This is a genomic window from Mesorhizobium shangrilense (genome assembly GCF_028826155.1).
Lineage (GTDB): Bacteria > Pseudomonadota > Alphaproteobacteria > Rhizobiales > Rhizobiaceae > Arvimicrobium > Arvimicrobium flavum.
In genome coordinates, this window is record NZ_JAQGPN010000001.1 from 2,424,529 (window position 1) to 2,449,020 (window position 24,492).

Annotated in this window: 29 protein-coding genes and 1 other RNA gene; 19 read left to right on the forward strand and 11 right to left on the reverse strand. The window is 64.2% G+C overall.

Translation table 11 applies throughout. The annotated features are described in order from the left end of the window. The first annotated feature begins 271 nt into the window (after positions 1-271). A complete protein-coding gene (locus PD284_RS11725) occupies positions 272-751 on the forward strand; it encodes a VOC family protein (RefSeq protein WP_274628376.1) in 480 nt (159 codons plus the stop codon). 81 nt (positions 752-832) lie between these two features. Here the strand turns inward: PD284_RS11725 and PD284_RS11730 are convergent, their stop codons facing one another. The 4 genes from PD284_RS11730 to PD284_RS11745 all read right to left on the reverse strand — a co-directional run bounded on the left by PD284_RS11730 (position 833) and on the right by PD284_RS11745 (position 2,620). After that, a complete protein-coding gene (locus PD284_RS11730) occupies positions 833-1,117 on the reverse strand; it encodes a ribbon-helix-helix domain-containing protein (protein ID WP_274628377.1) in 285 nt (94 codons plus the stop codon). Beyond that, the gene (locus PD284_RS11735; protein WP_274628378.1) at positions 1,114-1,305 is read right to left on the reverse strand and encodes a DUF4169 family protein; all 192 of its coding nucleotides are present in this window, start codon (positions 1,303-1,305) and stop codon (positions 1,114-1,116) included. The genes PD284_RS11730 and PD284_RS11735 overlap by 4 nt, the downstream gene beginning before the upstream one ends. A gap of 3 nt (positions 1,306-1,308) precedes the next feature. Beyond that, positions 1,309-1,833, reverse strand: coding sequence for an SspB family protein (locus PD284_RS11740; protein WP_274628379.1), 525 nt, complete (start codon positions 1,831-1,833; stop codon positions 1,309-1,311). 133 nt (positions 1,834-1,966) lie between these two features. After that, on the reverse strand, positions 1,967-2,620 hold the full coding sequence (locus tag PD284_RS11745; RefSeq protein ID WP_274628380.1) for a TetR/AcrR family transcriptional regulator: 654 nt from the start codon (positions 2,618-2,620) through the stop codon (positions 1,967-1,969). Positions 2,621-2,774: 154 nt separating this feature from the next. Here PD284_RS11745 and PD284_RS11750 point away from each other — a divergent pair, with 154 nt between their 5' ends. Further along, positions 2,775-3,974 carry a multidrug effflux MFS transporter gene (locus PD284_RS11750; protein ID WP_274628381.1) on the forward strand — a complete coding sequence of 400 codons (1,200 nt, stop codon included), beginning with the start codon at positions 2,775-2,777 and terminating at the stop codon, positions 3,972-3,974. 50 nt (positions 3,975-4,024) lie between these two features. On the opposite strand, the gene PD284_RS11755 is transcribed toward PD284_RS11750, so the two are convergent. Together PD284_RS11755 and ssrA are read right to left on the reverse strand one after the other, a co-directional pair. Continuing rightward, positions 4,025-4,588, reverse strand: a complete 564-nt coding sequence (locus PD284_RS11755; RefSeq protein WP_274628382.1) for an AAA family ATPase — start codon at positions 4,586-4,588, stop codon at positions 4,025-4,027. Between the two features lie 104 nt (positions 4,589-4,692). After that, positions 4,693-5,060, reverse strand: a transfer-messenger RNA (tmRNA) gene (ssrA, locus tag PD284_RS11760). Positions 5,061-5,154: 94 nt separating this feature from the next. Between ssrA and PD284_RS11765 the strand changes: the two genes are divergently transcribed. From PD284_RS11765 to PD284_RS11805, 9 genes are all read left to right on the forward strand, one after another. After that, positions 5,155-6,129, forward strand: coding sequence for a glycerophosphodiester phosphodiesterase family protein (locus PD284_RS11765; RefSeq protein WP_274628383.1), 975 nt, complete (start codon positions 5,155-5,157; stop codon positions 6,127-6,129). 78 nt (positions 6,130-6,207) lie between these two features. Next, complete coding sequence (locus PD284_RS11770) at positions 6,208-7,002, forward strand: thymidylate synthase (RefSeq protein ID WP_274628384.1); 795 nt, start codon at positions 6,208-6,210, stop codon at positions 7,000-7,002. Positions 7,003-7,026: 24 nt separating this feature from the next. After that, positions 7,027-7,578, forward strand: a complete 552-nt coding sequence (locus PD284_RS11775) for a dihydrofolate reductase (RefSeq protein ID WP_411956196.1) — start codon at positions 7,027-7,029, stop codon at positions 7,576-7,578. Between the two features lie 131 nt (positions 7,579-7,709). Further along, complete coding sequence (hflK, locus tag PD284_RS11780; protein WP_274628385.1) at positions 7,710-8,813, forward strand: FtsH protease activity modulator HflK; 1,104 nt, start codon at positions 7,710-7,712, stop codon at positions 8,811-8,813. After that, positions 8,813-9,772, forward strand: coding sequence for a protease modulator HflC (gene hflC, locus PD284_RS11785; RefSeq protein ID WP_274628386.1), 960 nt, complete (start codon positions 8,813-8,815; stop codon positions 9,770-9,772). Before hflK ends, hflC begins: the two co-directional genes overlap by 1 nt. 10 nt (positions 9,773-9,782) lie before the next feature. Next, positions 9,783-9,968 carry a DUF2065 domain-containing protein gene (locus tag PD284_RS11790; protein ID WP_274628387.1) on the forward strand — a complete coding sequence of 62 codons (186 nt, stop codon included), beginning with the start codon at positions 9,783-9,785 and terminating at the stop codon, positions 9,966-9,968. A 113-nt stretch (positions 9,969-10,081) separates the two neighbouring features. Further along, a complete protein-coding gene (locus tag PD284_RS11795) occupies positions 10,082-11,584 on the forward strand; it encodes a DegQ family serine endoprotease (RefSeq protein ID WP_274628388.1) in 1,503 nt (500 codons plus the stop codon). 154 nt (positions 11,585-11,738) lie between these two features. Further along, a complete protein-coding gene (locus tag PD284_RS11800) occupies positions 11,739-12,068 on the forward strand; it encodes a PIN domain-containing protein (protein ID WP_274628389.1) in 330 nt (109 codons plus the stop codon). Further along, positions 12,061-12,312, forward strand: coding sequence for a type II toxin-antitoxin system HicB family antitoxin (locus tag PD284_RS11805; protein ID WP_274628390.1), 252 nt, complete (start codon positions 12,061-12,063; stop codon positions 12,310-12,312). The genes PD284_RS11800 and PD284_RS11805 overlap by 8 nt, the downstream gene beginning before the upstream one ends. A 24-nt stretch (positions 12,313-12,336) precedes the next feature. Here the strand turns inward: PD284_RS11805 and PD284_RS11810 are convergent, their stop codons facing one another. Beyond that, positions 12,337-12,903 (reverse strand): GNAT family N-acetyltransferase, encoded by a 567-nt coding sequence (locus PD284_RS11810; protein ID WP_274628391.1) that lies wholly within the window; start codon positions 12,901-12,903, stop codon positions 12,337-12,339. After that, complete coding sequence (gene serB, locus PD284_RS11815; protein WP_274628392.1) at positions 12,900-13,787, reverse strand: phosphoserine phosphatase SerB; 888 nt, start codon at positions 13,785-13,787, stop codon at positions 12,900-12,902. The genes PD284_RS11810 and serB overlap by 4 nt, the downstream gene beginning before the upstream one ends. Between serB and miaA the strand changes: the two genes are divergently transcribed. Together miaA and PD284_RS11825 are read left to right on the forward strand one after the other, a co-directional pair. After that, positions 13,771-14,706, forward strand: a complete 936-nt coding sequence (gene miaA, locus PD284_RS11820) for a tRNA (adenosine(37)-N6)-dimethylallyltransferase MiaA (RefSeq protein WP_411956197.1) — start codon at positions 13,771-13,773, stop codon at positions 14,704-14,706. The two genes, serB and miaA, sit on opposite strands and share 17 nt — an antisense overlap. Positions 14,707-14,855: 149 nt before the next feature. After that, the gene (locus tag PD284_RS11825) at positions 14,856-15,647 is read left to right on the forward strand and encodes a GGDEF domain-containing protein (RefSeq protein ID WP_274628393.1); all 792 of its coding nucleotides are present in this window, start codon (positions 14,856-14,858) and stop codon (positions 15,645-15,647) included. A gap of 40 nt (positions 15,648-15,687) precedes the next feature. On the opposite strand, the gene PD284_RS11830 is transcribed toward PD284_RS11825, so the two are convergent. Continuing rightward, positions 15,688-17,511 carry an ATP-binding protein gene (locus PD284_RS11830; protein WP_274628394.1) on the reverse strand — a complete coding sequence of 608 codons (1,824 nt, stop codon included), beginning with the start codon at positions 17,509-17,511 and terminating at the stop codon, positions 15,688-15,690. Between the two features lie 141 nt (positions 17,512-17,652). Then, complete coding sequence (locus tag PD284_RS11835) at positions 17,653-19,458, reverse strand: NAD(P)/FAD-dependent oxidoreductase (RefSeq protein WP_274628395.1); 1,806 nt, start codon at positions 19,456-19,458, stop codon at positions 17,653-17,655. A gap of 179 nt (positions 19,459-19,637) precedes the next feature. On the opposite strand from PD284_RS11835, the gene PD284_RS11840 reads away from it, so the two are divergent. After that, a complete protein-coding gene (locus PD284_RS11840; protein WP_274628396.1) occupies positions 19,638-20,204 on the forward strand; it encodes a helix-turn-helix domain-containing protein in 567 nt (188 codons plus the stop codon). A gap of 20 nt (positions 20,205-20,224) precedes the next feature. Next, complete coding sequence (locus tag PD284_RS11845) at positions 20,225-20,515, forward strand: hypothetical protein (protein ID WP_338036648.1); 291 nt, start codon at positions 20,225-20,227, stop codon at positions 20,513-20,515. A gap of 52 nt (positions 20,516-20,567) precedes the next feature. Here the strand turns inward: PD284_RS11845 and PD284_RS11850 are convergent, their stop codons facing one another. Next, positions 20,568-20,963, reverse strand: a complete 396-nt coding sequence (locus tag PD284_RS11850) for a VOC family protein (protein ID WP_274628398.1) — start codon at positions 20,961-20,963, stop codon at positions 20,568-20,570. A gap of 336 nt (positions 20,964-21,299) precedes the next feature. On the opposite strand from PD284_RS11850, the gene PD284_RS11855 reads away from it, so the two are divergent. The 4 genes from PD284_RS11855 (at position 21,300) to PD284_RS11870 (ending at position 24,421) form a co-directional block, all read left to right on the forward strand. Continuing rightward, positions 21,300-23,081: an acetolactate synthase 3 large subunit gene (locus tag PD284_RS11855; RefSeq protein WP_274628399.1), complete on the forward strand. Its 1,782-nt coding sequence runs from the start codon at positions 21,300-21,302 to the stop codon at positions 23,079-23,081. Between the two features lie 80 nt (positions 23,082-23,161). Then, positions 23,162-23,734 carry an acetolactate synthase small subunit gene (gene ilvN / locus PD284_RS11860; protein ID WP_274628400.1) on the forward strand — a complete coding sequence of 191 codons (573 nt, stop codon included), beginning with the start codon at positions 23,162-23,164 and terminating at the stop codon, positions 23,732-23,734. Positions 23,735-23,796: 62 nt separating this feature from the next. Beyond that, a complete protein-coding gene (locus PD284_RS11865; RefSeq protein ID WP_274628401.1) occupies positions 23,797-24,105 on the forward strand; it encodes an AbrB/MazE/SpoVT family DNA-binding domain-containing protein in 309 nt (102 codons plus the stop codon). Then, complete coding sequence (locus tag PD284_RS11870) at positions 24,083-24,421, forward strand: type II toxin-antitoxin system PemK/MazF family toxin (RefSeq protein ID WP_274628402.1); 339 nt, start codon at positions 24,083-24,085, stop codon at positions 24,419-24,421. The genes PD284_RS11865 and PD284_RS11870 overlap by 23 nt, the downstream gene beginning before the upstream one ends. Positions 24,422-24,492: the final 71 nt, after the last annotated feature.

Sequence of the window (24,492 nt, forward strand, 5' to 3'; positions counted from 1 at the left end):
CTCAACCGGCCACGATGATAATCCTGTCCAGCGGTTGACGCCCTGAAAAACGCACATCGCTGTGGTTCATACCCCAATCGGAGCGCTGGCCGGCCATCGAACGCGTCGACAGGCGTTGTCCGCAACATGCGACGCGCGGCGGCAATCCGGTCGCGGAACGTCATGCGCACGAGCACATTCTAGATGCGGGGGCAATCGTCGATGCCAACCGCGAGTTGCCCCGATGCTGGGACATCTGGCCGAAGCTGCTCCAGAAGCGAAAGGACGAACAATGGCAATTGCCAAGAACACGATCTGCCTTTGGTATGACGGGGACGCAGAAGGCGCGGCCCGCTTCTACGCCGAGACTTTTCCGAACAGTTCGGTGAATGCCGTTCACCGTGCGCCGAGCGACTACCCGTCCGGCAAGGCGGGAGACGTCCTGACGGTGGAGTTCACCGTCGCGGGTATTCCCTGCCTCGGCCTCAATGGCGGCCCCAGGTTCAAGCACAACGAGGCCTTCTCGTTCCAGATCGCCACTGACGACCAGCAGGAGACCGACCGCTACTGGAACGCCATCGTCGGCAATGGCGGCCAGGAGAGCGCGTGCGGCTGGTGCAAGGACCGATGGGGCGTCTCCTGGCAGATCACGCCGCGCGTGCTGACCGAGGCTATGGCTGCCGGCGGCAGCGAAGCAAAACGCGCTTTCGACGCCATGATGGACATGAAGAAGATCGATGTCGCCGCGATCGAAGCGGCGCGGCGCGGTTGACGGTCCCGGGCTGATCCCGCAGCAGGTGCAGCCTGCGACGATGGTCGACAAGTAAGACATTCGCCGGCCGTCCGGGCCGTTCTATACGCTCACGTCCTTCGCGGACGTGCCGCGGTCGACGCCCATGCCCGGCTTCGACGGGTCCTCCACGTGGCCAGATTTCGCCCACTCCAGGACATGAAGCCGGATGGCCGACGACAGGTTGGCGCCGGAAGGGCGGTTGCCATCGATCTCGGCGACGAGGGCGGCCAGCGGCATGCCGCGGGCAGTGGCGATCCGCGCCAGGTCGTCGAAGAAGGGCTGCTCAAGGGAAAAGCTCGTGCGATGACCGCGGATCGAGATGGATCGCTTGACGACGAGGCTCAATCCGGGTCGTCCCGGCGTTCACGCTGATGGCCGTCGAGGTCCGCCGCGGCACGCGCTGCAGCCACTTCGTCACGCTGGCGCTCGGCCTTGCTGCGCCCGTGGAGCGCGCGGTTCTCGGCAGCCACACGATCGCGGTCCGCACGCTCCTTGCGCTTGCGGGCCTGGCGCAGGTTGACGATTTCGGCCACGGGTTACTTCTTGCGGAAGGCGTCGAGGGAGACGACGTCGGCGCCCTTGGTGTCGGGCTTTGCTGCGTCGGTGTCCTTCTTGGCGTCGGACTTGGCAGCCGGCGCCGCTGCCTTCGGAACGGCCTCCAGCTTGGCCGGCGGCTCGACAGGCAGGGCGGCAGCGCTTTCCTCCGCCCTTGCGTCGAACTCCAGCTCGAAATTGGTCGACGGGTCGTAGAAGCCGCGTACTGCCGAGAAAGGTATCTCCAGCTTTTCCGGCACGTCGGAGAAGGAAAGGCCCACCTCGAATCCCGCTTCGGAGACCTTCAGGTCCCAGTACTGGAATTGCAGGACGATGGTCATCTGCTCCGGATAGCGCTCACGCAGCCGGCTCGAGATGCGAACGCCGGGAGCCCCCGTCAGGAAGGTGATGAAGAAGTGATGATTGCCCGGCAGGCCGGTGCGCGACACTTCCGTCAGCACCTTGCGCATAACGCCGCGCAGGGCCTCCTGGACCAGAATGTCATAGCGTAAATGGTCTTCGGCCATAGGTGTCCGGTCAGCCTGCTTCGTGAGTCACATCTTACGTCTAACCAAGCTTCTTGGCGAGGTAAACCGCAGATAGTGCACTGCGGCAGGATGAGCAGCCCGGCGGCGCCTCATGCCGGACCGGAGTGGCGGGTCAGGGTCGGTCCGCGCGCGCATAGGCGCGCAGGAAAGTAGTGACGGCGGCAGAGGCGGAGGTCTGCAGTTCCGACTCCGTGGGCGTGACGCCGAGCATCATGCCCATCTCCAGGTCGACCCGCACCAGGGCAAGAAACTGCCGCGCGGCGAGATCGGGGTCGTCGAGTTGCAGATGGCCGGCGAGCGCCAGCCGGGCGAAACGGGCCGCGAGCGCGGACCAGGTGCGGCCCGGGCCGTCCTTCAGCCAGGTCGCGAAGAGCTCCGGATAGCGATCGCCCTCGCTCTGGATGAGCTTGCGGAGGAACCGGCCGTCGCGGCTGCAGATGCAGTTGCGAACCATGCGGATGCCGAAGGCCGTGAGGTCGGCGTGCAGGTCCCCGGGCTTGTCGGGGAAGGTGGAGAGCGTGTCGAAGATCCCGGCGTTGATGCGCTCGGTCACCTCCCGGACGACCGCCAGGAACAGTTTTTCCTTGTCGCCGTGGTGGTTGTAGATGGTCTGACGCGAGACGCCAGCCTCCATCGCCACCATATCGATGTTCGCGCCGCCGTAGCCTTCCCGGCAAAACACATGGGCTGCCGCGTCGAGAATCGAGAGCCGCTTGGCGGCGTGGCCTCTTAGGGAGCCGATGTCAGGAGCAATGACAGGTATCATTGAGATTTTTTATACATGCGGTTGATCAGTTGGACAAGCCTGTCTAAAAGAATGGACATTACCCGACGGTAAGCTTCGCGAAATGACGGGCCCGCCCGTCGTTTTTTTCGACGGGCCGGCAGGGGGTTCCGACGACAACCCAAAGAGAATTGGCATGCGTACGAATTACTTCCGCTACGCGATCGTGCTCGGCCTCGTTTCGGCCATCGGACCGTTCGCAATCGACATGTACCTGCCGGCGCTGCCGACCATCGGCGCTGATCTCGGCGCCAGCGACATGGCCGTCCAGATGAGCCTCGTTGTGATGTTCCTCGCCCTGGCAGTCGCTCCGCTGGTGGTCGGTCCGCTGGCCGACATCCATGGGCGCAAGCCGGTGCTCTACGGCGGCCTCGTCGTCTTCGCGCTGTCCAGCGTGGGTGCGGCGCTGGCGCCCGACGTCGGCTGGCTGATCTTCTTCCGGCTGCTGCAGGGACTTGGCGCGAGCGCCGGCATGGTCGTGCCGCGCGCGGTCGTGCGCGACCTCCACACAGGGCCGGAGGCAGCGCGGCTGATGTCGCTGCTGATGCTGGTGTTCAGCATCTCGCCGATCCTGGCGCCGCTCACGGGCAGCTTCATCATCGACGCCTTCGGATGGCGCGCCGTGTTCTGGGCCGTCACCATCGCCGCGCTGCTCGGCTTTCTCCTCATGATGGTCGGGCTCGAGGAGACGCGCCCGGCGGAGGCCCGCAAGGGTGGGTCGTTCGGCGCAGCCTGGAAAGGGTATCGGCAACTGTCGGTCGACCGGAATTTTGTCGGCCTCTCGCTGATCGGCGGCTTCGGTGTCGCCAGCTTCTTCGTCTACCTGGCCAACTCGTCCTTCGTCGGCATGTCGCCCTCGGCCTACAGCCTGTTCTTCTCGGTGAACGCGGTGTCGTTCTTCACGGTCTCGCAGTTCAGCGGGTGGGCGACGGCAAAATACGGGCTGGGCCGCGTCGTGCGCTTCGCGGTGTTCGGATACGCGGCCGTGATGATCGCCATGTTCGCGGCGACGGTCTCCGGGGTGGAGTCGCTGTACTTCATCGCAGCGATGCTGTTCGTCGGCTACGGCTTCCTTGGTCTCGTCATTCCGACCACGTCGGTGCTGGCGATGGAGGAGCATGGCGAGAATGCCGGCACCGCATCCGCGCTCATGGGCACGCTTCACATGGTCACGGGCGTCGCCGCGATGATGGTGACCGGCATATTCGCCGACGGCAGGCCGATGCCGATGGTGACGGGCATTGCAGCGTGCGCGACCATCGCGCTGCTGCTCACGCTGGTGACGCTGCGTTCGCGCCGCCCAGCCAGGAACCTCGAAATGACTCCTGCCGAATAGCCATCGGAAGAAAAGGAAGTCGGCCCGCCCTTTCGGCGCGCCGCTTCATTTCAGATTGCGGCCGAGTTCAGGCCGACGCTCTGGAGGATGAAGGCGGCGCGCTGGGGCGGCGGTGCGGGCGGCACCTCGACGCACGCATAGCCGAGGTCGAGGTAGGCGCCGCGCACTGCCTCGAAGGTTCGCTCGGCCTCGGCGAAATCCTGCTTGCGTTCGGCGTCCTGGCCGAAGATCGCCCGCCACGGGGGGAAGACGAAAACCCTCGGACTGTAGCGAAAGACATGGGCGGCCCGCTCGACATGGGGCGGAACGGGCAGGCCGCTCAGCCGCAGGTAGCCGATGACATCGGGCACGCCACGGTCGAAGAAGGTGACGCCGGCGGTCCCGGCGGCGAGCGCGTGGGAGCGCATTTCCCAGGCAAGCATATGTTCGGCGAACAGGGCCGGATCGCGCCAAGGCAGGGCCGGGCCGTCGATCGCCTGCTGGTCCTTGATGATTGCGCGCCCGGCTTCGACAGTTCCGCTGTATCCGGCCGCCTTCAGCAGGTCGAGGGTGGTCGTCTTGCCTGCACCGGGGCCTCCCGTGAGCACGATGTAGCGACTGCTCGCAGATGGCATATCGAGGAGTCTCCTGGAACGGCGAATCGGTGCCGATGCGCGGCCTCGTTGCGGACCACTGCAAGTCGTCGCTCGGCGATCGAAAGGGAGAATAAGGGGAGGGAAGTGGAGGCTTCTGTTGCCAGGCGCCTCCGAGCCCCGCCTAGAGGTGCTAACCCCTAGGGCTTGATTCGAGACTATCGCGCCGCATTAAGCAGCGAGACGTGCCTCAGCATAGTTGTCGTTGGCAACTATAAGGTTAGCCCGATAACGGTGGTACAATGCCGGGCAAAAGTCCGATCTTTACACCCTCGTCGATCCTATTTCGCCCCCATCAGAAGCCGCCGATCCTCTCGCAAGGTCGCGGCGGCTTGTGGTGGAGGCGCCGGGTACCGCCCCCGGGTCCGAATGGCTTATTTCATCGGCCGTTTATCGCCATAGTCAGCAAGCTGACAGGGCGAATATAGGCATGCCGGCCGACAATGTGAAGCGTCTTGTGACGAATGCGTTCGTATGCGGCTTGCCGCCACAGTTGTGCCACCTGCCAAAAGCACAACCCCGACGCGGGGGCGCAGGCAGGGGAGCCAATGCGCAAGATCCTTATCGTTTTCGCGGCGATCGTGGCCGCAGTCTACGTCTGGAACGCGTCGTGGCGGGTTTCGCCGCCGGCCAACGCGTCGGTCCGGCTGATCGCCCACCGCGGCGTGCACCAGACCTACAGCCGCGAGGGACTGACCAACGACACCTGCACTGCGGAGAGGATCTTTGCGCCGACGCACACGTTCCTCGAAAACACCATCCCTTCGATGCAGGCTGCCTTCGATGCCGGGGCTGACATTGTCGAACTCGACGTGCATCCCACGACCGACGGTCAACTCGCCGTGCTGCACGACTGGACTGTCGATTGCCGCACCAACGGGAAGGGCGTGACCCGTGAGCAGACGATGGCGGTGCTCAAGGCGCTCGACATCGGCCACGGCTACACCGCAGACGGCGGCAGGACGTTCCCGTTTCGCGGCAAGGGTGTTGGGCTGATGCCGACGCTGCCGGAGGTGCTTGTCGCCGTTCCGGGCCGCCTGCTCGTCAATTTCAAGAGCAATGAGGCACGGGAAGGCGACATGCTGGCGGCGGTGGCGGCCGAAAATCTTGGCTGGCAGGAGGCCGTCTGGGGCGTCTATGGCGGCGATGCGCCGACCGCGCGGGCCGCAAGCCTCATCCCGGGGGCCAGGAGCTGGACGAGGCGCGGCCTGGTGCACTGCATGACGCGCTACATGGCGCTGGGCTGGACCGGCTATGTGCCCGAAGCCTGCCGCGACACCATGGTGATGGTGCCGGTCAACATCGCGCCATGGCTTTGGGGCTGGCCGAACCTCTTCCAGCAGCGCATGCGCGGCGCAGGCAGCGACATCATCCTGCTCGGGCCCTATGGCGCCGGCGATCCGGGGACGGCCGGCATCGACAGCGCCGAGGAGTTCGCGCGTGTGCCGGCTGCCTTCGACGGATATGTGTGGACAAACAGGATCGAACTCATCGGCCCGCTGGCGCGGCGCGGCTCGCACTAGTGTAGGCAGGGACACGGACTGTGGTCCGGCTGACCGCCGTCCTATATGATTGCTCCCTACAGAATCGATCAGGCGGCCATGCGGCAGTATCTAGACCTCCTTCGACACGTCCTCGATCACGGTTCCGACCGTAGCGACCGCACGGGGACCGGTACGCGCGGCGTGTTCGGCTACCAGATGCGCTTCGACCTGTCGGACGGTTTTCCCGTTACGACGACCAAGAAGCTGCACCTGAAGTCGATCATCCACGAGCTGCTGTGGTTCCTGGCCGGCGACACCAACATTAAGTATCTGAACGATCACGGCGTCACGATCTGGGACGAATGGGCCGACGAGAACGGCGAGCTCGGCCCGGTCTACGGCAAACAGTGGCGCTCGTGGCCGACGAAGGACGGCGGCGAGATCGACCAGATCGCGAATCTTCTCATCCAGTTGCGCAAGAATCCTCATTCGCGACGTTTGATCGTCTCGGCCTGGAATCCCGAGGAAGTAGACCAAATGGCGCTGCCGCCGTGCCATTGCCTCTTCCAGTTCTACGTCGCGGACGGAAAGCTGTCGTGCCAGCTCTACCAGCGGTCGGCCGACATCTTCCTTGGCGTTCCCTTCAACATCGCGTCCTATGCGCTGCTGACCATGATGGTGGCGCAGGTGACCGGCCTCAAGGCCGGCGAGTTCATCCATACCCTCGGCGATGCGCATCTCTACTCCAACCATTTCGAGCAGGCGCGCGAGCAGCTGAAGCGCACGCCGAAGCCGCTGCCGACCATGTGGATCAACCCCGCGGTGACTGACCTCTTCGCGTTCCGCTATGAGGATTTCAGGCTGGAGAACTATGTCGCCGACGCCACGATCAAGGCGCCGATCGCGGTATGAGGATCGCAGCGTGTGGAACCAGCCATGGATGAGGGCGCCCTGAACATCTCCATCCATGTGGCGATTGCCGAGAATGGCGTGATCGGACGCGACAACGGTTTGCCCTGGCGGCTGTCGTCGGACATGAAGCGCTTCAAGGCGGATACGATGGGCAATCCAATCGTCATGGGCCGCAAGACGTGGGAGAGTTTCCCCAAGCGCCCGCTGCCCGGACGGCTGAACGTTGTGGTGACGCGGGACAGAACCTTCCGGGCAGACGGCGCGGAGGTCGTGCATTCGCTCGACGACGCCATCACACTGGCGCGGGTGCGCGGACGCTGCATGCCCGAAGCCGATGAAATCTGCGTGATCGGCGGCGGCGAGATCTACGCGCAGGCGCTGCCCATCGCAGATGAGTTGCACATTACCCATGTGCTGGCAGCGCCCGACGGAGACACGCGATTTCCGCCTATCGACCCGGAGGTCTGGGAACCTGTCGCATCGGAGAATGTGCCTGCGGGCGAGCGGGATACGCACGAAACCCGGCACACCGTGTACAAGAGACGCAGTTTGTCGCGCAGAAATACACTTGTATGAGCGTTTCCGAACCGGCAAATGAAGCCGGCGCGGTTGAGGTGCGTTGAAAGCGCGATGGCGCGTCCCTATAGAGAAGCGGTTGGCGGGTCCGCGCTACAGATGCGGACGGGAGTTTATCCGAAAGGACTTTTATGCCCTGGAACAATCAGAGCGGCGGTGGCGGCGGCCCATGGGGCGGCGGCAACGGCCAGGGACCATGGGGCCAGGGGCCACGCGGCCCGAGGGGCCCACAAGGCACACCGCCAGGGCTCGAAGACATCATCAAGAGCGGCCAGGATCGGCTGAAGCGCGTGCTGCCCGGCGGCAGCGGGGGCGGAGGCGCCGGGAGCCCGGCGTTCTTCGGGCTCATTGCGCTCGCCGTCGTGGCTCTGTGGGTGTTCCAGTCGGTGTACACGGTCCAGCCGGATGAGATCGCGGTCGAGCTTCGCTTTGGCAAGCCGAAGCAGGAGCTGTCGCAGCCAGGCCTGCACTTCCACTGGTGGCCGATCGAGACGGTGGAAAAGGCCAACACGGCCGAAAAACTGGTCAATATCGGCGAGACGCGCGGCAATTCCTCGACCGGCCTGATGCTGTCGGGCGACCAGAACATCGTCGACGTTAAATTCTCCGTCGCCTACCAGGTGGCCGATCCGGTCGCCTATCTCTTCAACGTGTCGCAGCCCGACGAGATGGTGCGCCAGATCGCTGAAAGCGCGATGCGCGAATCCGTCGGCCGCCGTCCGGCGCAGGACATCTTCCGTGACGACCGTCAGGGCATCGCGGAAGACGTGCGCGGCATCGTGCAGGCGACCCTCGACCAGTATGGCGCGGGCCTGAATATCAACGCGATCTCGATCGAAGACGTGGCGCCGCCGCGCGAAGTGGCGGACGCGTTCGACGAGGTGCAGCGTGCCGAGCAGGATGAGGACCGCTTCGTGGAGGAGTCCAATCAATACTCCAACCAGAAGCTCGGCCAGGCGCGCGGACAGGCCGCGCAGATCCGCGAAGAGGCGGCAGCCTACAAGAACCGGGTCGTGCAGGAGGCGCAGGGTGAGGCGCAGCGCTTCATCTCCGTCTACGACGAGTACGCGAAGGCGCCTGACGTGACGCGCCAGCGCCTCTACCTCGAAACGATGGAGCGCGTGCTGCGCGACTCCAACAAGGTGATCGTCCAGCAGGGCAACGGCCAGGGGGTGGTGCCCTATCTGCCGCTGCCCGAGCTGCAGAAGCGCGCTCCGGCGGAAGGAAACAACTGATGTCCAACCGTCTGCCCATCATCGGCGTCATCGCCGCCGTCATCCTGTTCCTGATCTACTCGGCCGTGTTCGTCGTGAACGAGCGGGAGCAGGCGATCGTGCTCCGCTTCGGCGAGATCGTCGACGTCAAGTCCGAGCCGGGAATCTACTTCAAGGCGCCGTTCGCCATGTTCGACGCCGACAACGTCCAGATCATCGAGGACCGCGTCATGCGCTTCGACCTGGATGACATCCGCGTTCAGGTGTCAGGCGGCAAGTTCTACGAAGTGGACGCTTTCGTCGCCTACCGCATCAGCGATCCGCGGGTGTTCCGACAGACCGTGTCGGGTAGCGTCGATCTGGCCGAACAGCGGCTGCGCACCCGCTTCGACGCGGCGCTTCGCCGGGTTTACGGCGTGCGTGGTTTCGAGGCGGCGCTTTCGGAAGAGCGCGCCGCCATGATGCGCGAGGTACGCGACCAGCTGCGGCCCGACGCGACGTCGCTTGGCCTCGAGATCGAGGACGTGCGCATCCGCCGGACCGACCTGACCGCCGAGGTTTCGCAGCAGACCTACGACCGCATGAAGGCCGAGCGCCTGGCCGAGGCCGAGCGCCTGCGGGCTCGCGGCCGCGAGGCGGCGCAGCGCATCCGCGCCCGCGCCGACCGCGAGGTCGTGGAGATCGTCGCCGAGGCGCAGCGCGATTCCGAGATCCAGCGAGGCGAGGGCGAAGCCGAGCGCAGCCGGATCTTCGCCGACGCCTTCCAGCGCGACGAGAAGTTCTTCGAATTCTATCGCTCGATGAACGCCTACAATCAGGCGCTGGAAGGGACCGGTACGACGATGGTGCTGTCGCCGGATTCGGAATTCTTCCGCTTCTTCAGCGATCCCGCCGGCGGCGCCGGAACGGGCGGCGGCACGCCGCAGGCGCCGGCCGCCGCGGCGACCCCGCCAGCCGCCTCCGCGGCGCCAGCGCAATAAAGCTGCGCAGGTGAGCGACTTTCTGGCGGCCCTCGGACTGGTGATGGTGTTCGAGGGCCTCGTCTATGGCGGGTTCCCCAGCCTTGCCAAGCGGCTTGCCGCAGATGTCATCGACATGCCCGAACATCGGCTGCGCAGCATCGGCCTCGCCGTCATCGCTGCCGGCGTAGCGGTCGTCTGGCTTGTTCGCGGATAACCCGGCATTTATCCACGACCCGCATGGCGTGGGCCGCAAACACGCCCTATTTTGAGCCAACAAGACGGTTGCGCTGAACCGGCGCTGATCCAGATTCAACGGGAGCCTGACCGATGACGCCGAAAATCCTGACCGCATTGCGCCGGTCGCTGGTCAGCTTCACGGCAGCGAGCATGATCGCCGCGGCGTCCGCGCCGGCATTCGTCGCGCCCGCCTCCGCACAGGGACCCGCGTCAGTCGCCGACCTTGCCGAAGGGCTGCTCGAATCGGTGGTGAACATCTCGACCACGCAAAAGGTGGCGGGATCGGAAACGCCAGACGCAGTGCCGATGCCGCAGCTTCCCGAAGGCTCGCCGTTCCAGGATTTCTTCGACGACTTCTTCAACGACAGGCAGGGCGAAGACGGAGGCGGCGACCGCAAGGTGCAGTCGCTCGGCTCGGGCTTCGTGATCGATGCGGAAAAAGGCATCGTGGTCACCAACAATCATGTGATTGCGGATTCGGATGAGATCGAGGTCAACTTCTCCGACGGCTCCAAGCTGAAGGCCGAACTCGTCGGCACCGACACCAAGACCGACATTGCGGTACTTAAGGTCGATCCGAAGCTGAAGAAGCTGAAAGCCGTAAAATTCGGGGATTCGAGCAAGCTCAGGATCGGCGACTGGGTGATGGCGATCGGCAACCCGTTCGGCCTCGGCGGCACGGTGACCGTGGGCATTGTGTCGGCGCGCAACCGCGACATCAATTCCGGCCCCTATGACGACTTCATCCAGACCGATGCGGCGATCAACCGGGGCAATTCCGGTGGCCCGCTGTTCAACATGAACGGCGAGGTGGTCGGCATCAACACGGCCATCATCTCGCCGTCGGGCGGCTCGATCGGCATCGGCTTCTCCATCCCGTCCGCACTCGCGGTCGGTGTTGTCCAGCAGCTTGCAGAGTTCGGCGAGACGCGCCGCGGCTGGCTGGGCGTTCGCATCCAGCCGGTGACGGACGACATTGCTGAAAGCCTCGGCATGAAGGTGGCCAAAGGAGCGCTCGTCGCAGGCGTCATCAAGGGCGGTCCGGTTGACAACGGGATCGTCCAGCCGGGCGACGTCATCATCAAGTTCGACGGTAAGGAAGTCGACGAGATGCGCGACCTTCCCCGGGTTGTCGCGGAGAGCCCGGTCGGCAAGGCGGTCGACGTCGTGATCGTGCGCAAGAGCGTCGAGCAGACCGTGAAGGTCACGCTGGGCCGTCTCGAAGATGGCGAGAAGCTCGCCGACAGCGCCGAGGCCGCCGCGCCCTCCGGCGAAGAGCAAGGCGAGGTCTCGACCGCCACGGTGCTCGGGATGACGGTCGGCGAGCTCAACGACGAGGCGCGCAAGAAATTCGGCATTGCCGCGGACGTGTCCGGCGTCGTCATCAACGAGGTGGCGAAGGATTCGGCCGCGGCGGAGCGCGGCATCGTCGCCGGCGAGGTGATCACCGAGATCGCACAGGAGTCCGTCGCCCAACCGAAGGACGTTCTCGACCGTATCAACGGCCTGAAGGATCAGGGCCGCAAGAACGCCTTGCTCATGCTTGCTTCGAAGACGGGCGAGTTGCGGTTCGTGACGATCCGGATGGATTGACGGGCGGTCATCGTCAGTGCACCGTACATCCCATGGGATGTACGGTGAGGCCAAATGAAGCGAGTTGTGCTCGACACAAACGTCTTGGTCGCAGGGTTGCGAAGCCGCCAAGGTGGCGTCGTTCCAAGTTCTAGGACTGGTCGCGCGGCATAGAATGACGCCGCTGGTGTCAACCGCATTGTTCCTCGAATATGAGTCGGTGCTGAAGCGGCCCGAGCAAATTGCTGCGCACGGTTTTGCAGTGAATGAGATTGATCAGTTCCTCGCTGAACTTGCAGCCTTGGCCGAGCCCGTGGAAACACATTTCCTGTGGCGTCCTCAACTGGCGGACATCACAGACGAGCTTGTTTTGGAGACTGCGGTCAACGGCCGGGCAGATGCATTGATTTCGCACAATGTGCGAGACTTCGCCGGAGTGCCCGCGCGGTTCGGCGTGAAGCTCATGAGGCCGGCCGATTGCTTGGGAGGATTGCAGGATGAGTAAAGCAACATACCCCTTGAAGCTGCCTTCATCCATCAAGGAGGCTGCCACGCGGCTGGCCAAGAAGGACGGCGTTTCGCTCAATCAGTGGATCGCGTCTGCGGTCGCACAGAAAGTGGGCTCCGTGGACACGGCCGAGGAATTCCTCAAGCGGAAAGCTGGTGATGCGGACGGAAGTGGAATGCTCCGCTTCCTGGATCTGGTTGCCGACAGGCCGCCGCTACCGGACGACGAAATACGCCGTTGAGGGTCCGCGCGTTCGAGGTTGCACCTATTCGATCGCGCTCCGCTTTCTCGCCCAGTCGTCCCGCGACAGCCGGTAGAGAATGTGCCGGCGGAACTGCGGGTGCGTGTCGGGGACGTGCGGATGGTCGAACGCGCCGTCGAGCCGCATGCCGAGCCGCTGCATCACCGCGAGCGAGCGACGGTTGTTCCAGACAGCGAATGACGCGACCTCAGGCGCATCGAGCTCCTCGAAGGCGAAGTCGAGCCAGCGGCGTGAGGCTTCCGTGACGTAACCCTTGCCCCAGAACTCCGGGGCCAGCCGCCAACCGATTTCCAGGCGGCCTTTCGGCACGAACGGGGCGAGGTCCGTTTCCTTGATCCCTACGAAACCGATGCATTCGCCAGTCTCTGCAATCTCGGCTGCGGTGAAGCCGTAGCCGCATGCGGCAATCCCGGCGCGAAGGTGGTCCATGAAGGCGTTGGCCTCGGCGCGGTCGCGCCGGAACGGGAAGAACTCCATCACGCGGTCTTCGGAGTTAATGCGAAAGAACAGCTCGCGGTCGCGATCCTCCCAATTGCGCAAGATCAGCCTTTCCGTGCGCATGGGCTTCATGCGACGAACTCCGACTGACGATATCCCTGAAGATAGAGAAGGGCCGTCAGGTCGCCATGGTCGATACGGATGCGCGCCTCGGCGGCGACCACCGGCTTGGCGTGCAGGGCAACGCCGGTGCCGGCGAGCCTGATCATGTCGAGATCGTTGGCGCCGTCGCCGACGGCGATGGCGTCGGCAGGTGTGAGGCCGAGCCGCGCGGAGATCTCTTCAAGCGCGTGCGCCTTGGCCTCGCGGCCGAGGATCGGCTCCACCACCAGGCCGGCAAGCTTGCCGGCCTCTTCCACGAGCACATTCGCGCGATGTTCGTCGAAGCCGAACATCGCGCCAATGCGACCGGTGAACAGGTCGAAGCCGCCGGAAACGAGCGCCGTCCAGGCCTTGTTCGCTCGCATCGTGGCGATGAGGGTCCGGCCGCCGGATGCCAGAGTAATGCGGTTCTCGACAATGCGGTCAACGACGGTGGTCTCAAGGCCCTTCAGCAATGCGACCCGCTGGCGCAGCGCAGCCTCGAAAGGAAGCTCGCCGTTCATGGAACGCCGTGTGATGTCGGCGACGTGCTCCTTGAGACCTACCTCGTCGGCCAGTTCGTCGATGCACTCCTGGTCGATCATGGTGGAATCCATGTCCGCCAGGAGAAGGCGCTTGCGCCGGGTGGAGGCTTCCTGCACGGCGACGTCGAGAGGGGCGTCGACAAGCGCCTCGCGCAAGGTGGCTTCCGCAGTGGCGGCATCGGGGCCATCCGGAAGCGCGAGATCGCAGGCAATGCCGTCGGCGAGCCAGTCGACAGCTCTTGCGTGGACGCACCGAGAGGCCATATCCGCTAGCGATGGCGTCAGCGCGCGGCGGTTGGGAGCGGAAATAAGGGTGGCGACAAGTGACATTGAGAATCCAGCCGGACCGAAGCCGGGGCGCGTGAAGAATGCGATCCTGATAGCCGGGCCGACCGCGAGCGGCAAGTCGGCGCTGGCGATCGAGCTTGCCGTCAAGCATGGCGGCGCCATCATCAATGCGGATTCCATGCAGGTGTATGCCGGTCTGCGGGTGCTGACGGCGCGGCCTGACGATCGGGATCTTTCGATAGCGCCGCATCACCTCTACGGTCATGTCGATCCGGCAGACGACTATTCGACCGGGGCCTGGCTACGCGACGTGAAGGCGCTGCTCGACGGGGACGCGCTCGAGGGCAGAAGGCCGATATTCGTCGGAGGCACCGGGCTCTACTTTCGCGCCCTTACCGAAGGGCTCTCCCAGATGCCCGACATCCCGAGTCAGGTGCGCGACCGATGGCGCTACCATATCATCGAGGATGGGGTGGCGCGTCTGCATGAAATCCTGTTCCGTCGCGACCCGGCCGCGGCCCTGCGCATCGACAAGACCGACAGCCAGCGCGTGGTGCGAGCGCTCGAAGTGCTCGACGCGTCCGGACGCTCGATCCTGGAGTGGCAGGCGATGCGCGACGAGCCGCTTGTGGACCTGCCGAGCGCGCATGCCGCCGCGCTCGAAATTCCGCGCGAGCTGCTGGTGAAGCGGATCGACGCGCGGTTCGACCGGATGGTCGAGGAGGGTGCGCTGGACGAGGTGAAAGACCTGCTCGCCAGGCGAATTGGCGTAGACAAGCCAGCGATGAAGGCGATCGGGGTGCGGGAGTTCAGCGACGCGATCGAAGGCAGGCTCACCATGGCCGAGGCGATCGAGCGGGCAAAAATCGCCACCCGGCAATATGCCAAACGCCAAACGACCTGGTTCCGCCATCAGTTCGGCCCGCAATGGAAGCGGATAAATCCTCAGCAAGCCAGCTGAGATAGGCGCTCGCTAACGCATTCTTTATCAAAAGTGCATCCGCAGGTCCCGCGGTTGTGCCGGCTGGCGCGCTGGCGGCGACAAACCGTTAACATTCCATAAGCCCCGCCGTGACATAACGTTGCGTTGAGCGGGCCTAGCAGGCGGCAATGCATTTTCACAAATCCGAATCTGCCTTTTTTGTCTTTATCGGCGTCATCCTGGCGGTGGGCGTCGTTACGTTTCATGCCTACAGCGTCATCAGTGCAGGCCCGCATGTGTTTTCGGAGGCGGCGCGGACGGAGGAAGTCCAGTATCTGCGCCGATTGCTGCTCGCCACGGGCGTACTTCTCGGTACGGCGCTCTTCTTCGGCATGTTCTTCATCTATCCGTTGATCCGCAGGCAGGTGGTCGAGGAGGACAAGCTGCGGCAGATGACGGCTTCGCTCAGCGCGCGCTCGCTGACGCTGGAGCAGGCAGCGCTGACGGACGCGCTCACGGGCATCCAGAACCGGCGCTACTTCGACGACGCTCTCAGGGAGTACCTGACCGAGTTCGATCGGATAGAGAAACCGGTCGGCCTGATGATCCTGGACCTCGACCATTTCAAGCAGATCAACGATACGCACGGTCACAATATCGGCGACGAAGTTCTCAGGGAGGTCGCCAAATGCCTCAAGGACATGACCCGCTATCATGACGTCGTCGCCCGGCTCGGAGGCGAGGAGTTCGCCGTGGTGGCGCCGAACATGGATGCAGAGCTGCTGCTCAAGCTGGCCGAGCGGATAAGACGAGCGATCGCAGCGCTCGTCGTCCTGTCGGGGAACGCGCGGCTGAAGATCACCACCAGCGTCGGGCTTGCGATCTGGGATCAGGGCGAGTCCGCCGACCAGTTCTTCACCAGGGCCGACAAGATGCTTTACGAAGCTAAACGCCTCGGCAGAAATCGCGTCTGCGCCTGATTGGCGCGCGGCCGGTGGCCAGCCCCTGCAAAGGGAACCGTCAGTCCTGCCTCAGCCGGTTGCCGAAGCGCCCGCCGCTCAGCGCAGGACCGGAAGTCGTCTCGCCGAGGGTCGGGGTCGGGCGGCGGAAGTCGCTTTCACCCGCCTGTTTCAACGGGGCAACGGCCGCCCCCGAAAGGCCCCCCTGTGGTTGGGGCTTGGGGACGTTGCGCAGCCGATCGACGATCTCGACAAGGTCGACGTCGCGGTCGTCGGCGCCGCGCCCGTGGCGCTCCTGCGCCTTGCCTCGTCCGGGAATGCGGGACAGGTCGAGGCGCTCGAACTTCATGCGCATCGTCGTAGCGACGCCCTCGCCGAACACGATCGCCTCGCGCTGGCCCATGGAGGACAGGAACGACAGGGTGGACGCCGATGAGTCCGAGATCGCCGACTTGATGATGGCCTGGTCGATCTCGTTGGCCAGCCGCATGGTGAAGACGGTGGAGCACTGCGAGAGGATGGTCGGGTCAAGCTCGCCCGGACGCTGGGTAACCACGCCGAGATAGCAGCCGTACTTGCGGCCTTCCTTGGCGATGCGCGAGAGCGCGTGCCGGGTCGGCGCGAATCCGAGACGGGAATCCGAGGGCAGGTAGCGGTGCGCCTCCTCGCACATCAGCAGCAGCTTCAACTTGCCGTCGCTGTAGAGCGCCAGGTCAAAGGCCATGCGGGCGAGGACCGAACAGACTGCGTTGACCACTTCCGAAGGCAGGCCCGCCATCTCGAAGCAGGTGATCGGCTTGCCTTCGTGCGGCACACGGAAGATGTGGCCGATCGCCCGGTGGATGTTGTCGTCGATCATCCGCGAGTTGAACATGAAGCGATAGCGCGGATCGTTGACCGCCGCCTCGATGCGCGTGCGCAGCGCCTTCAGCGCCGGGCGGTCCTCCTTGGCGTCGAGCTGCCCCATGCGGTCGTCGATGAACTTCAAAAGGTCGGCGATCCGGTAGGGAACCGGCGTGTCGGCGGTGAGCGCGTCGGCGGTGCGTCGGATGTAGGCGCCGCCGCCGGGACTGCGGAACAGGTGCTTGGCCTGCGGGATGAAGTCGCGCAGCAGGTCGACCTCGTCCGTCTCGATCTCACGTCCGCGGAACAGAACCTCGGCGAACTCCTCGAGCCGGAACAGCCAGAAGGGGAGGTCGAGCGTATTGGTGTCGATACGAACGGCGAGCTCGGGCAAAGCCGCCGCGAATTCGTTGTGCGGATCCATCACCAGGATGCGCAGGTCGGGTCGCGCCTCGACGGCCTTGCGCATCAGCAAGGAGACCGCGGTGGATTTGCCGACGCCGGTGGTGCCGACGACGGCGAAGTGGCGGCTCAGCGTGTCGTCGATGGCGATGTTCGCGTCGATGGCCTCATCCTGTGCGAGAGTGCCGATGGTGACGCCGGAGCGGCCACCCAGGTCGTAGATGGCGGCGAGGTCGCGGGCGCGGATGCGGTGAGAGATCGCGCCAATATGGGGATAGACCGTGATGCCGCGGTCGAACATCGGCTTGCGGGTTTCGGGATGGTCCTTGACCTCGCCGACCAACTCCACCGAGATTTCGATCGCCTTGTGCGAACTGCCCTCCCACAGGCGGTCGGCCTTGCTGACATCGTAGACGATGCCGACGGTGCGCGTCTGCTCCAGGTTGATGGAGATCATCTTGCCGACAGTCCAGTAACTCGTCGGGCTGTCGCCATCGTTGTTGTCGGGGTCGATAAGGGCGCTGATGACGGCGCGCGAGCCGTCGCATTGGACGACGTGGCCCAGCACCCGGCGGTCGGGCTGATCCAGATCACGCCGTTCTTGTGAAGTCGTCTCGCCTGTTCCGCGATCCGTGAACATGGTCCGCCAAGCCCTCGTAGCAAATCGGTCGAAGGCTAGCAGGGTCCGGTTAAAGTCGCGTGTGACCGCGTGGTTGAGCGGCAATTAACGGAAACGCTCCAAGTCTCCGTATTCTTCCGCCCCTCGCACCTCGGCCGGATGCTATTTTTTGTGATGGACATCCTGCAGTCCGTAGACGGGCGTCGGGATGCCCTCGAGCCGCGCCTTGAGCTGCAAGGCGAGGAACAGCGAATTGTGGCGCGACTGATGCAGGTTGCCGCCGTGGAACCAGAGCGCCTCCTGTTGCGTCGGCTTCCACATGTTGCGTGGTTCGCCCTCCCATGGGCCGGGGTCGTTGGTGGTGCCCGAGCCGAGGCCCCAGACCCTGCCGACCTTGTCGGCGGTCTCTTGGTCGACGAGGTCGGCGACCCATCCGTTCATGGAGGAGAAGCCTGTCGCGTAGACGACCAGATCGGCAGGGATCTCCTTGCCGTCCGCCAGCACGACCCCGTTCTCGGTCAACTGCTCGACCTGGCCGTAGGCATGCTTGATCTTGCCGTCGATGATCATCTGGCTGGCGCCGATGTCGATATAGTAGCCGGAGCCGCGGCGCATGTATTTCATGAAGAGACCGGACTCGTCGTCGCCCCAGTCGATGACGAAGCCGGCGCCGGTCAGCTTCTCGTAGAAGTCGGCATCCTGCTCGCGCATCTTGGCGTAGAGCGGCTTCTGGGCGGCGCCCATCAGCTTGTATGGCATGCTGGCCCCCATGTAGTCGGCCTTCTCGACGTCGATGCCGGCCGCGACGGCCTTTTCTGAATAGAGGACACCGGTGGCGATCTCGTGCAGCGGCTCGATGCCGACAACGAGCGTCGGCGAGCGCTGGACCATTGTGACGTCCGCGCCAAGTTCGGCCAGCGCCCCGCAGATGTCGTGGGCGGAGGTGTTGGAGCCGATCACCACCGTCTTCTTGTCGACATAGCCGTCCGGGCCGGGGTGCTGCGAGGAGTGCTGCTGCTCGCCCTTGAAGGTATCGCGTCCGGGGAAGTTGGGGACGACGGCGCGGCTCGCCTGTCCGGTGGCGAAGACGAGATGCTTCGGCCGCAGGACGATCTCCTTGCCTTCGCGCTCGACGACGACGGTCCATTCCTGGGCCTTCTCGTCGTATTTCGCGCTCTTGCAGAGCGTCGAGCCCCAGAAGTTGAGCTCCATCACCTTGGCGTACATCTCCAGCCAGTCGCCGATCTTGTCCTTCGGCGAATAGACCGGCCAGTTGGGCGGGAAGGGGATGTAGGGCATATGGTCGTACCAGACCGGGTCGTGCAGGCAGAGCGACTTGTAGCGCACCCGCCAGCTGTCGCCGGGGCGTGGGTTCTTCTCGACGATGATGGTCGGCACGTCGAGCTGCCGGAGCCGTGCGCCGAGACCCAACGCGCCCTGACCGCCGCCGATGATGACCACGTAGGGCTGGCGGGAATGGCCGAGCTCGGCGGCTTCCTCATCACGCCTTTGCGTCCACGGCTTGCCCGAGCGTCCGTTGCCCTGTGGCTTGGGGTGGCCGTTTGGCCGGCGCACGCCGGACGGCTCCTCGTGCCCCTTTAGCTCGTCCATCGCGGTCAGCAGGGTCCAGATGCGCCCGCTGCGCGCTCGGATATGGCCGCGGCAGCGGGCGACCTCGGTCTCGAAGGTGAACCACCCCTCGAGCACGCCGTCCGCTTCGGTGGCGTCCTCCTGCGCGGAGATCGCCCAGCCGGAAGGTTTTGTCCGGCCAAGCTGGCTCTTCAGCATGTCGCGGACCTGGTCGCGGCCTTCAAGGGTCTTGATGTTCCAGGTGAAGGCGACGAGGTCGCGCCAGTAGCAGTCGTCCTCGAAGCACTCGACCGCCTTGTCGATCTCGCCTGCCGTCAGGGCGGCGCCCAACCTGTCGAGGAGATCGGAAAGCTTCTTGTTGGGCGCCTTGTCGAGCATTGCGTGCCTCCTCCCTGAGACGACTTCCTGCCAAATCTCGCGTCACGACAACGTTTGCGCACATTGTCGAACGGCCTCCGGGGGCATGTTCGGCCGAAACCGCCCGCGGTTTCAAGCCCTCCCATTTGCCAAATGAGTGATCCACTTGCGAATCAAAGAACGGCCGATATATTGGACACATGGCTGATATGGAAGACGATACATCCGCTGGCATTTCCCGCCGCATCCGGGCGGAGCGGACGGCGCGCGAATGGTCGCTGGCCGAACTTGCGGAACGCTCCGGCGTGTCGAAGGCCATGCTGAGCGCGATCGAGCGCGGCGACACGAGCCCGACGGCCGCGCTTCTGGTGCGGATCGCCTCTGCGTTCGACCTCACGCTTTCAGCACTCATCGCGCGCGCCGAGGTGCAGCATGGACGGTTGTTGCGCGCGGCCGAGCAGATGTCCTGGCGCGATCCTGCGACAGGCTACGTGCGCCGGCACGTCTCGCCGCCTTCGGACGGCCCGCTGGAACTGATCAGGGTGGAGATGCCGCCCGGGCAGTCGGTGCACTTGCCGGCTTCGTCCTACGTCTTCATCCGCCAGATGATCTGGCTGATGGAGGGCAGGCTCGACTTTATCGAAGGCGGCTTCACGCACGAACTCCAGCCGGGCGACTGCCTGGAGCTCGGGCCGCCCTCGGACTGCACGTTCCACACGCCGGGACCCGCGCCGGCGGTCTATCTCGTTGCGGTGATGAGGCGTTAAGCATGGCAAGGCGCAGGCGCATGGGCGACAACGGCGGCCCGCCGCTCGACGACTACGCGGGGCCGCCGTGGAAAGGCGGCGACCCGCACCGTTTCCTCCACTGGAAGCGCGCGCACACTGCGGCCTGGAAGCCAAAGTCTCGCGACATCGCGTTGTTCCGGCTGGCGAAGGCGGAGGCGGTCGGCCTGACCTACGAGGAATACACGCTCGAACTGCTCGAACGCGGCCGTCACCTGGGCGCGGCGGATGCGGACCGCGTGGCCGAAATCAAACGCAAGCGGAGACGCCGAAGCGTTTCGCAAGCCGGATAGTAGGACCAAGTCTGCCGAGGTGCGGCCAGCCTGCGCTATATTTCCGCGAGCGCTATTTGAAGCGCCCGTGCCGCTGCAGGACCTCGATCTTGTAGCCGTCGGGGTCTTCCACGAAGAAGAAGCGGGCGAGCAGGATGCCGTCTCGATTGAATTCGACGATCTTTTTCGGATTGAAGCCTGCGCTCTGGAAGCGGGCGTGCTCGGCATCGAGGTCGTCGACGCTCACCGCCAGGTGGCCGTAGCCGTCGCCCAGCGCATAAGGCTCGGTGCGACCCTTGTTGATCGTCAGCTCGAGCTCGAAATCGCTCTCACGATTGCTCAGATAGACCAGCGTGAATGTCTCGAAGTCGAGCCTGTCGGCGATCTCCAGGGCAAACGCATTGCGATAAAACGAGACCGATCGCTGTTCGTCGAGTACGCGGATCATGCTGTGAATGGCTTTGGCCAAGATGGATCTCCGATGTCTGCCGTGCGCCGTTCGACGCGAACTGGTTGCAGCCCGTTACCATGTTTGGGCGCGGGCGTTACTACCCCATGCCGCGTTCCGGACAAAACTGCGTGGAAGGCCGTTGACAGCTGCGTCATGCTGACACTAATGTCCGCGCCCATGAAGCAGACCCTCATTCTCGTAGTAGGAAGGCGCATGGGCAAGGCGGTGTAACCGCCGGGCAGAACCACCCATGCGCTAAGACACAGGCTCCCTCGGGGGCCTTTTTTGTTGGCTTTTTTCAGATTAGACGATCAGCGAAACCGCCGAGACGGCCCGAAAGACGGAATTGAAGCGATGACCGAAGCACAGCACGAGCCCAACGAAATGACGGGCGCCGAAATGGTTGTCCAGGCGCTGAAGGACAACGGGGTCAAGCATCTTTTCGGATATCCGGGCGGCGCGGTTCTGCCGATCTACGACGAACTCTTCCAGCAGGACGACATCCAGCACATCCTCGTCCGCCATGAGCAGGGAGCGGGTCATGCCGCAGAAGGCTATGCGCGTTCGACGGGCAAGGCGGGCGTCCTCCTGGTTACCTCCGGACCCGGCGCCACGAACGCCGTCACGGCGCTGCAGGATGCATTGATGGATTCGATCCCGCTGGTCTGCATCACCGGCCAGGTGCCGACGACGCTGATCGGATCCGACGCCTTCCAGGAGTGCGACACGATTGGCATCACGCGACCCTGCACCAAGCACAACTGGCTGGTGAGGGACGTCAACGAACTGGCCGCGACCCTCCATCAGGCTTTCCATGTCGCGACGACGGGACGGCCGGGGCCGGTCGTCGTTGACATTCCGAAGGACGTGCAGTTCGCCAGGGGGCACTATGTGTCGCCCGAGACGGCGCCGCGCACGAGCTACCAGCCCAAGGTTCAGGGTGACCTGGAGAAGATCAGAGCGGCGGTGGCGCTGATGGCGGGCGCCAAGCGGCCGATCCTCTATACAGGCGGTGGCGTCATCAATTCCGGCGCGGAAGCCAGCCACCTGCTGCGCGAATTGGTCGATCTCACCGGCTTCCCGATCACCTCGACTCTGATGGGACTCGGTGCCTATCCCGCGAGCGGCAAGAACTGGGTCGGCATGCTCGGCATGCACGGCACCTACGAGGCCAACATGGCCATGCACGACTGCGACGTGATGGTGTGCATCGGCGCGCGCTTCGACGACCGCATCACCGGTCGCCTCAACGCCTTCTCGCCGAATTCGAAGAAGATCCACATCGACATCGATCCGTCCTCGATCAACAAGAACGTGCATGCCGACATCGGCATCCTCGGCGACGTCGGTCGAGTGCTGGAGGATATCGTGCGGCTGTGGCGGGCCGGGCCGAAGCACGACAAGAAGACGCTCTATCCCTGGTGGGAGCAGATCGAGAAGTGGCGGGCGCGCGACTCGCTCGCCTACAAGAACAGCAACGACTTCATCATGCCGCAATACGCGATCCAACGGCTCTACGAACTGACTAAGGACCGCGACACCTACATCACCACCGAGGTCGGCCAGCACCAGATGTGGGCCGCGCAGCACTATCATTTCGAGAAGCCCAACCGCTGGATGACCAGCGGCGGCCTCGGCACGATGGGCTATGGCCTGCCGGCGGCGCTGGGCGTGCAGATCGCCCATCCGGACGCGCTGGTCATCGACATCGCCGGCGACGCCTCCGTGCAGATGACGATGCAGGAGATGAGCGCGGCGGTGCAATACGAGGCGCCGATCAAGATCTTCATCCTGAACAACCAGTACATGGGCATGGTGCGCCAGTGGCAGCAACTGCTGCACGGCAACCGGCTGTCCCACTCCTACACGGAAGCGATGCCGGATTTCGTCAAGCTTGCCGAGGCCTATGGCGGCCACGGCATCCGCTGCGAGAAGCCCGGAGATCTCGATGACGCGATCAGGGAGATGATCGACGTCAAGAAGCCGGTGCTGTTCGACTGCCGCGTGGCGAACCTCGCCAACTGCTTCCCGATGATCCCTTCGGGCAAGGCGCACAACGAGATGCTTCTGCCCGACGAGGCGACTGACGAGGCGGTGGCAAACGCGATCGACGCCAAGGGCAGGGAGCTGGTGTAGTCCGCGCGTTTGAGACGCGCGCAGGACGAAACCGCGCCTTGTCGAGCATGACGTAGATCCCCAGAGGCAAAAGAGACATCATGAACGCCCATCTACAACCCACCGGCTCCGCTTACTTCATCGCCAAGGAGACCCAGAAGCCGGAGAGGCACACGCTTTCCGTGCTGGTCGACAACGAGCCGGGCGTGCTTGCCCGGGTCATCGGCCTTTTCTCGGGCCGCGGCTACAACATCGAAAGCCTCACGGTTTCCGAAACCGAGCACGAGAAGCATCTCTCCCGCATCACCATCGTCACCAGCGGGACAGCTCACGTACTGGAGCAGATCAAGCATCAGCTCGAGCGGCTGGTCCCCGTCCACCGCGTGGTCGACCTGACGGTGCGCGCCGACGAACTGGGCGAGGGTGGGCCCCTGTCGCGCGAGCTGGCGCTGGTCAAGGTGACCGGCACGGGCGAGGCTCGCGTCGAGGCGCTCCGCCTGGCGGACGCATTTCGCGCCAAGGTGATCGACGCCAACACCGAGCACTTCATCTTCGAGATCACCGGCAAGGATTCGAAGATCGACCAGTTCATCGCCATCATGAAGCCTCTGGGCCTGACCGAGATCTGCCGCACCGGCGTTGCCGCGATGAATCGCGGTCCGCAGGGCATGTAGCGGTGGTTTGAAGTCCGGGCGCGCCCAATGTATATACGTGGGATATACATTGGGAGCCCGGCATGACCCAGGTCCAGATTTCGAAGTGGGGCAACAGTTCCGCGATCCGGCTGCCGAAAGAGGTGCTGGACGAACTCGGCCTCAAGCCAGGCCAGACGGTCGAGCTGACGGTAAAGGACGGCAAGGGCATCATCGAACCCGCCCGGCCGAAGAAGTACTCTCTCGAGTGGATTATCTCAGAAATGGATCGCCTCGGTCCGGAAAACGCACCTGAGACCGTCGAGTGGGGACCGGACGTCGGCGAGGAAATCATCGACGACGAGTACTCGAGGGGAGAGATCACGCTCGATGACATCCTTCGAGGCCGGTGACATTGTGTGGACTGACCTCGATCCGGTTGTTGGTACGGAGCAAGGCGGACGCAGACCGGCAATCGTTCTGACTGATCGCGCCTTCAATATACGTGATCAGAGGTCAGTCATTTGCCCTATCACGCGGAACTTGACCCCTTGGCCTACCAAGGTTGTCCTGCCCGCCGGAATGCAAACCCGTGGCGCGGTCCTGGTGGACCAAATACGCAGCGTGCATCGTGACCTTCGGGGCTTCCGCTTCGTCGAGCGCGCCCCGGTCGAGGTATTGGCCAACGTCCGCGCCATCGTCGGCTCCATCCTTGGCATAAGCACCTGAACGCCCATGGCGCGAGCGAGCGATCGAGCGTTGTGAAATATATGTCAGCAAAGCTGACATATATGGACGAC

Coding starts and splice junctions, on each gene's coding strand:
- ilvN (WP_274628400.1), top strand. CDS start 23,162: ATGAACGCCCATCTACAACCCACCGGCTCCGCTTACTTCATCGCCAAG.
- PD284_RS11840 (WP_274628396.1), top strand. CDS start 19,638: ATGGCTGATATGGAAGACGATACATCCGCTGGCATTTCCCGCCGCATC.
- PD284_RS11800 (WP_274628389.1), top strand. CDS start 11,739: ATGACGCCGCTGGTGTCAACCGCATTGTTCCTCGAATATGAGTCGGTG.
- PD284_RS11725 (WP_274628376.1), top strand. CDS start 272: ATGGCAATTGCCAAGAACACGATCTGCCTTTGGTATGACGGGGACGCA.
- PD284_RS11740 (WP_274628379.1), bottom strand. CDS start 1,833: ATGGCCGAAGACCATTTACGCTATGACATTCTGGTCCAGGAGGCCCTG.
- PD284_RS11765 (WP_274628383.1), top strand. CDS start 5,155: ATGCGCAAGATCCTTATCGTTTTCGCGGCGATCGTGGCCGCAGTCTAC.
- PD284_RS11755 (WP_274628382.1), bottom strand. CDS start 4,588: ATGCCATCTGCGAGCAGTCGCTACATCGTGCTCACGGGAGGCCCCGGT.
- hflC (WP_274628386.1), top strand. CDS start 8,813: ATGTCCAACCGTCTGCCCATCATCGGCGTCATCGCCGCCGTCATCCTG.
- serB (WP_274628392.1), bottom strand. CDS start 13,787: ATGTCACTTGTCGCCACCCTTATTTCCGCTCCCAACCGCCGCGCGCTG.
- PD284_RS11805 (WP_274628390.1), top strand. CDS start 12,061: ATGAGTAAAGCAACATACCCCTTGAAGCTGCCTTCATCCATCAAGGAG.
- PD284_RS11855 (WP_274628399.1), top strand. CDS start 21,300: ATGACCGAAGCACAGCACGAGCCCAACGAAATGACGGGCGCCGAAATG.
- PD284_RS11750 (WP_274628381.1), top strand. CDS start 2,775: ATGCGTACGAATTACTTCCGCTACGCGATCGTGCTCGGCCTCGTTTCG.
- hflK (WP_274628385.1), top strand. CDS start 7,710: ATGCCCTGGAACAATCAGAGCGGCGGTGGCGGCGGCCCATGGGGCGGC.
- PD284_RS11770 (WP_274628384.1), top strand. CDS start 6,208: ATGCGGCAGTATCTAGACCTCCTTCGACACGTCCTCGATCACGGTTCC.
- PD284_RS11870 (WP_274628402.1), top strand. CDS start 24,083: ATGACATCCTTCGAGGCCGGTGACATTGTGTGGACTGACCTCGATCCG.
- PD284_RS11865 (WP_274628401.1), top strand. CDS start 23,797: ATGACCCAGGTCCAGATTTCGAAGTGGGGCAACAGTTCCGCGATCCGG.
- PD284_RS11775 (WP_411956196.1), top strand. CDS start 7,027: ATGGATGAGGGCGCCCTGAACATCTCCATCCATGTGGCGATTGCCGAG.
- PD284_RS11745 (WP_274628380.1), bottom strand. CDS start 2,620: ATGATACCTGTCATTGCTCCTGACATCGGCTCCCTAAGAGGCCACGCC.
- PD284_RS11810 (WP_274628391.1), bottom strand. CDS start 12,903: ATGAAGCCCATGCGCACGGAAAGGCTGATCTTGCGCAATTGGGAGGAT.
- PD284_RS11845 (WP_338036648.1), top strand. CDS start 20,225: ATGGGCGACAACGGCGGCCCGCCGCTCGACGACTACGCGGGGCCGCCG.
- PD284_RS11795 (WP_274628388.1), top strand. CDS start 10,082: ATGACGCCGAAAATCCTGACCGCATTGCGCCGGTCGCTGGTCAGCTTC.
- PD284_RS11825 (WP_274628393.1), top strand. CDS start 14,856: ATGCATTTTCACAAATCCGAATCTGCCTTTTTTGTCTTTATCGGCGTC.
- PD284_RS11835 (WP_274628395.1), bottom strand. CDS start 19,458: ATGCTCGACAAGGCGCCCAACAAGAAGCTTTCCGATCTCCTCGACAGG.
- PD284_RS11830 (WP_274628394.1), bottom strand. CDS start 17,511: ATGTTCACGGATCGCGGAACAGGCGAGACGACTTCACAAGAACGGCGT.